A 6,283-nucleotide genomic window follows, 5' to 3' on the forward strand; every position below is an offset into this window, starting at 1 on the left:
GCCATCGCGTAGTCGTAGCGCAGGTCGGGGTCGTCCGGGAAGTCCTGGACGGCCTGCCCGAGCCGCGCCTCCGCTTCCGGATAGCGCTTCGCCGTGAACAGGATCGACGCATCGGTGCGCGCCACCACGGCCGCATCGCGCGGATCCGAGATCGGCAGGTTGTCGAGCACCTTGCGCGCCTCGTCGGTCTTGCCCTGTTTCTGCAGCAGCTGCGCGCGCGTGATTTGCGCGGGCAGGTAGTGCTGGCTCGTCTGGTCGACCTTGTCGAGCCATTGCGACGCCTGCGCGTCGTTGTTCTGGTCGATCGCGATCTGCGCGAGGTAGATGTAGCCCTGGCCGACGTCGAGGTTCGGCTGCTTGTCGCCGAGCTGCACGTACTGCTTCAGGTAGCCGGTCGCCTCGTCGAGTTTCTTCTGCTGGATCTTGATCAGCGCGAGCGCCATCAACGGCGTCGGGTCCTTCGCGTCGAGCTTGCGCATCGTCTCGAACTGCTTTTGCGCATCGTCGAGGCGATCGTCGGCGAGATAGAGCTGCGACAGCGCCAGCCGCGCGTCGCGCGACTTCGGATTCTGCTGAACGTACTTCTCGAACGACGCGATGCCCGCCGCACGTTCCGCCGGCCCCATCTGCGACAGCATCAACGCTGCCGGCAGGTAGTCGGGGCGGATCTGCAGCGCCTGCTTCAGCGACTGCGCGGCACCGTCCTTGTCGTCGACCGCGAGCTGCTGCCGCGCGATCGCGAGCTGCGCCTCGGGGCGATTCATGTCGTTCTTCAGCATGTCCTTCAGCACCGCGAGGCCGCCGACGCGGTCGGGGCCGCGCACGAGCAGCGCCTGCAGCGCGAGGATCGCCGGGCCGCGCGTGTCGCCGGTCGCGCGGGCCAGCTCGCGCGCGAGCATCGGCTGCGCGTCGGCCGGCTTGCCGGCGAGCACCAGCAGCGCGGCGTCGACCTGCGACGCCCGGTTCGAATCCGGTGCGTACTGACGCCACAGGTTCGCGGCGGACAGCGCGTCGGCCGGGCTCTGCGCGCCGAGCGCGATTTCGGTCGCGCGCTGCGCCATGCGCGGATCGCGCGTGTCGCGGGCCAGCGCGAGGTAGGTCTGGTAGGCCGGCGCCGGCTGGTTGCGCTGGAGCGCGACCTCGGCGGCGAGCACCTGGTAGACGATCTGGCTCGTCAGCGGCACGCCGGGGAGATTTTTCTGCTCGTCCGGCATCACATGCTCGAACGCACCCTGCGGCTCCGCATCGTCCGATGCCGGATCCTGCGCGTGGGCCGGAAAGGCGGTGAGGGTCCAGACGGCAAACAGCGCGGCACCGAGTGCACGGCGGACCGGGAAGGCGCGCGCGCCGCGCACGGCGGCGGGGCGCTCCTGAAGCAGCTTCGAGGGCAGGGTCATGGAAATCCGTTCGATGTTTCAACCGATTGTAACGCGCTCGCTACAATACACGCACGATCGTGATAGGGTCCGCTTACCTGTGGAACCCCCATGCGAATGCCCGAAATCGCCCGCCTCGCGTGCTGCCAGACGGGCGATTTCGGGCATTCCCGTGTTTCATTCGGGGTTGCCGCGAGAACGGCCGTTCTCGTGGCGCCGCATGCGCGTTCACCCTGTAAACAGACCGTAGCCTCAGACCCGCAAAACATGCCAGAGTTGCCAGAAGTCGAAGTCACGCGCCGGGGCATCGAGCCCTTTGTCGCGGGCCGCCGCGTCGAGCGTGTCGACGTCCGTACCGCGATGCTGCGCTGGCCCGTGCCGGCGGGGCTCGCCGAGCAGTTGCGCGCGCGCGAGGTGCTCGCCGTCGAGCGCCGCGGCAAGTACCTGCTGTTCGAAGTCGATGCGGGCTGGTTCATCGTCCATCTCGGGATGACGGGCACGCTGCGCGTGCTGCCCGCGGCCGGCGTGCCGGTCGCCGCGAAGCACGACCACATCGACTGGATCTTCGACGAATTCGTGCTGCGCTTCCGCGATCCGCGCCGCTTCGGCGCCGTGCTGTGGCACCCGCGCGAAGCAGGCGACGTGCATGCGCATCCGCTCCTCGCGAGCCTCGGCGTCGAGCCGTTCTCGCCGGCGTTCACCGGCGCGCTGCTGCATGCGCGTACGCGCGGCCGCACGGTGTCGGTCAAGCAGGCGCTGCTCGCGGGCGACATGGTCGTCGGTGTCGGCAACATCTATGCGTCGGAGAGCCTGTTTCGCGCCGGCATCCGGCCGACGACGGCCGCCGGCAAGGTTTCACTGCCGCGCTACGAGCGGCTGGCCGACGCGGTGCGCGCGACGCTCGCCGACGCGATCGAGCGCGGCGGCAGTACATTGCGCGATTTCGTCGGCAGCAACGGCGAAAGCGGCTACTTCCAGCTCGACTGCTTCGTCTACGATCGTGCCGGCCAGCCGTGCCGCGTTTGCGGCACGCCGGTTCGCCAGATCGTGCAGGGCCAGCGGTCGACCTATTTCTGCCCGACGTGCCAGCGTTGAAACCCTTTTCCACAATTCGATAACTTGAAGCCGCCCCGCATCGCCCCCGCTCCGTTCCCCGTCACGCCGCTGCACCGCACGTTCGCCACGCGTCTCGTCGCGTGGCAGCGCGCGCATGGCCGCCATGACCTGCCATGGCAGAACACCCGCGATCCGTACCGGATCTGGCTGTCGGAAATCATGCTGCAGCAGACGCAGGTATCGACCGTCATTCCGTATTACACGCGCTTTCTCGACCGCTTCCCGGACGTCGCCGCGCTCGCGGCCGCGCCGAGCGACGACGTGATGGCGCTGTGGGCGGGCCTTGGCTACTACTCGCGCGCGCGCAACCTGCACCGCTGCGCGCAGGTCGTCGTCGCCGAACACGGCGGCGTGTTTCCGGCGACGCCCGACGCGCTGGCCGAACTGCCGGGCATCGGCCGTTCGACGGCCGCCGCGATCGCGTCGTTTGCGTACGGTGCGCGCGCGACGATCCTCGACGGCAACGTGAAGCGCGTGCTTGCGCGGGTATTCGGCGTCGAGGGCTTTCCGGGCGAGAAGCGTGTCGAGAACGACATGTGGGCGCTCGCCGAATCGCTGCTGCCCGATGCCGCGAACCCGGCCGACGTGAGCGCGTATACGCAGGGGCTGATGGATCTGGGCGCGACGCTGTGCGTGCGCGGCAAGCCCGACTGCGCGCGCTGCCCGTTCGCGGGCGACTGCGTCGCGCAATCGACCGGCCGCCAGCGCGAACTGCCGGCCGCGCGGCCCAAGAAGGCCGTGCCGACGCGCAAGACCTGGATGCTCGTGCTGCGCGACGGCGACGCCGTGCTGCTCGAGCGACGGCCGCCGACCGGGATCTGGGGCGGGCTGTGGAGCCTGCCGCAAGCGGACGGCGATGCCGCGCTCGCGGAGCTTGCACGCGGCTTCGGTGGCGGCGGCACGGTGCCGCTCGCGCCGCTCACGCATACGTTCACGCATTTCCGGCTCGAGATCGAGCCGCGGCTGAGCGATCTGGCGGACGGCGGTGGCCTGCCGTCGCAGGCGCGCGACGCGGACACCGCATGGGTGCCGCTGAGCCGGCTCGACGCGTACGGCGTGCCGGCGCCCGTGCGCAAGCTGCTCGATGCGCTGAGCGGGCCGCTGCTGTAACGAACGGGGAAGGGCGCGGCGCCGGCCGCGTTCGGGAAGGTGCCGGGTGGCCGCGCGCAGGAGAGGTTGTCGGGCGCACGCGGCACGCGATGCGCGGCGGCTCAGGCGCGGCAGTTACAGCCAGCCGTGCCGGTCGAGTACGTGGTGCACGGCGTCGATGCGCGCGCCGACGTCCGGAAACTCCATCAGCTTCTGCCGCGCGCGCAGGTCGAGCGGCAGCAGCTCGGCGAGGCGGTTCGACACCCAGCTCGGATCGTCGAGGCGGAACGGTTCGCCGAACGGCATCTTCTCCGGATCGGACTTCTTCAGCGCGTCGATGATGCGCTCGAGTACCTCGGCGCACGAGCCGAACTGGGCGAGTGCCTGTTCGCCTTCGAGCGGGATGTCGTCGGGCAGCGGCTCCGCGATGCCGACCAGCAGCCCGTTGCCTTCGACGCGATACGACAGCAGCTCGAAACGCTGCGTGCCGACCGCCTGCAGATACAGCATCCCGAATTCGCCGGTATCGCATTCGGTGATGCGCGCCATGCAGCCGATGGTTTCGGGCACCGACACCGCGCCGTCCTGCGCGACTTCGGGCCCGCTCTTCAGCAGGCACACGCCGAACGGTGCGTCGTCGCGCAGGCATGCGCGCGACATGTCGAGATAGCGCGCCTCGAACACCTTGAGCGGGAGCAGCCCTCCGGGAAACAGCACCGTGTGCAGCGGAAACAGCGGCAGGTCGATCAGGGTGGTCGATAGGGAGGACATGGCGCGCGGGCGTGGGGGCGGGTGTCGCTAGGGTCGGTCGACCTCGGAGACGAGCCGCGACGACGCGTCGACATCCACTGGCGCGTCACGATGCCGCACGATCACGTTCGCGTCGCGCGCGAGGCGCGCGGCGAGCGTTTCCGCGATGAACACCGAGCGATGCTGGCCGCCCGTGCAGCCGATGGCGACGGTCAGGTAGCTGCGGTTGTCATCGCGGAAGTGCGGCAGCCATTTCATCAGGAACGCATGGATGTCGTCGATCATCTGATGGACGATCGGCAGTGCGTCGAGAAAGGCGATGACCGGCTGGTCGAGCCCGGTGAGCGGGCGCAACTGGTGGTCGTAGTACGGATTCGGCAGCGCGCGCACGTCGAACATCAGATCGGCGTCAAGCGGCACGCCGCGCTTGAAGCCGAACGATTCGAACATCACCATCAGGTCGTTGTTCTTTTGCTCGATGAAGCGCTTGACCCAGGTGCGCAGCGCGTTCGCGCGCAGCGTGCTGGTATCGATCTGGTGGCCGAATTCGGCGAGCGGCGCGACGAGTTCGCGCTCGCGCTCGATCGCTTCCTCGAGCGACGACAGCAGGCCGACGTCCGCATCGTGCGACCGCGAGCCGGACAACGGATGGCGGCGGCGCGTTTCGGAGAAGCGCTGGATCAGCGCCTGGGTGCTCGCGTTGAGGAACAGTACGCGCACGTCGTGCTCGCGGGACAGCTCGCGGATCAGCCCGGGCATTTCGTCGAGCGACGCGCTCGAGCGCGCGTCGATCGCGACCGCGAGCCGGCGCTGGCCGTCCTGCGCGAGGTAGCGGGCGAGTTCGGGGAGCACGTGCGGCGGCAGGTTGTCGACGCAGTAATAGCCTGCGTCTTCGAGCGCGTTCAGCGCGACGGACTTGCCTGAGCCGGAGATGCCGGTGATGAGGACGATGCGCATGGGAACAGAGAATCCTGACGTTTCATCATAGCACCGGCTCGACGCGTCGGCGTTGCGCGGCCGGCGCGTGCGGGTTACACCAGTTTGCCGGGGAACTGACTGTCGGGATCTTGCATCGCGAGTCGTTGCCGATCCATGAAATCGCGCAACGTGTCGATTCCGCGCAACTGCAGGATCGTGTTCCGGACGGCCGCCTCGACGAGCACCGCGAGGTTGCGGCCGGCCGCAACCTGGATCGTGACCTTGCTGATCGGCAACCCGAGCACGTCGACGGTCTGGCTTTCGAGCGGCAGGCGCTGGAATTCGCCGTCGGGGCGCCGCACGAGCTGAACGATCAGCTTCAGCTTCATTTTCCGCCGCACGGCGGTTTCGCCGAAGATCGTCTTGATGTCGAGCAGGCCGAGGCCGCGCACTTCGAGCAGGTTCTGCAGCAGCGGCGGGCAGCGCCCTTCGACGAAATCGGGGCCAAGACGGACGAAATCGACCGCGTCGTCGGCGACGAGGCCGTGCCCGCGGCTGATCAGCTCGAGGCCGAGTTCGCTCTTGCCGAGGCCCGAATCGCCGGTCAGCAGCACGCCCATCCCGAGAATGTCGAGGAACACGCCGTGCAGCGTCGCGCGCGGCGCGAGGATGCGCGACATGTAGAGCCGCAGGCTGTCGATCACGGCGGCGGCCGACATCGGCGTCGTGAACAGCGGGGTGGACGAGCGCGTGCAGCGCAGCACCAGTTCGGGCGGCGCCGCGGCACCGCCGGCGACGACGAGGAACGGCGGTTCGAGCGCGATCAGCTCGGCCATGTGGCGCGAACGGTCTTCGTCGGTCTGGCGCTGGTAGTAGTCGATTTCGGCTTCGCCGAGCACCTGGATCCGGTTCGGGTGGATCAGGTTCAGGTGGCCGACGAGGTCGGCGCTCGACGTTGCGTTGCCGACCGTGTCGGCCGAAAAGCCGCGTTCCCAGCCTTCATGCCCCGTCAGCCAGCTCAGTTTCAGCGTGGC

Annotated in this window: 6 protein-coding genes; 2 read left to right on the forward strand and 4 right to left on the reverse strand. The window is 68.8% G+C overall.

Going from position 1 to position 6,283, the window contains the following annotated elements; translation table 11 throughout:
- The coding region (locus JMF90_RS19425) for a tetratricopeptide repeat protein (protein ID WP_201325329.1) at nucleotides 1-1,397 on the reverse strand (1,397 nt) is incomplete at its 3' end.
- Nucleotides 1,398-1,643: 246 nt separating this feature from the next.
- On the opposite strand from JMF90_RS19425, the gene mutM reads away from it, so the two are divergent.
- Both mutM and mutY read left to right on the forward strand, forming a co-directional pair.
- Complete coding sequence (gene mutM / locus JMF90_RS19430) at nucleotides 1,644-2,471, forward strand: bifunctional DNA-formamidopyrimidine glycosylase/DNA-(apurinic or apyrimidinic site) lyase (protein WP_011546243.1); 828 nt, start codon at nucleotides 1,644-1,646, stop codon at nucleotides 2,469-2,471.
- A 24-nt stretch (nucleotides 2,472-2,495) separates the two neighbouring features.
- A complete protein-coding gene (gene mutY, locus JMF90_RS19435) occupies nucleotides 2,496-3,602 on the forward strand; it encodes an A/G-specific adenine glycosylase (RefSeq protein WP_011546242.1) in 1,107 nt (368 codons plus the stop codon).
- Between the two features lie 114 nt (nucleotides 3,603-3,716).
- Here the strand turns inward: mutY and JMF90_RS19440 are convergent, their stop codons facing one another.
- The 3 genes from JMF90_RS19440 to hprK form a co-directional block, all read right to left on the reverse strand.
- A complete protein-coding gene (locus JMF90_RS19440; protein ID WP_011546241.1) occupies nucleotides 3,717-4,352 on the reverse strand; it encodes an LON peptidase substrate-binding domain-containing protein in 636 nt (211 codons plus the stop codon).
- A 27-nt stretch (nucleotides 4,353-4,379) separates the two neighbouring features.
- On the reverse strand, nucleotides 4,380-5,288 hold the full coding sequence (gene rapZ, locus JMF90_RS19445) for an RNase adapter RapZ (protein ID WP_006477783.1): 909 nt from the start codon (nucleotides 5,286-5,288) through the stop codon (nucleotides 4,380-4,382).
- Nucleotides 5,289-5,362: 74 nt separating this feature from the next.
- Nucleotides 5,363-6,283: HPr(Ser) kinase/phosphatase (gene hprK, locus JMF90_RS19450; RefSeq protein WP_201325330.1), on the reverse strand; the 921-nt coding region annotated here is incomplete at its 5' end.

Origin of the sequence: Burkholderia sp. E168m23 (assembly GCF_016586125.1) — a bacterium.
Taxonomy (GTDB): domain Bacteria; phylum Pseudomonadota; class Gammaproteobacteria; order Burkholderiales; family Burkholderiaceae; genus Burkholderia; species Burkholderia orbicola.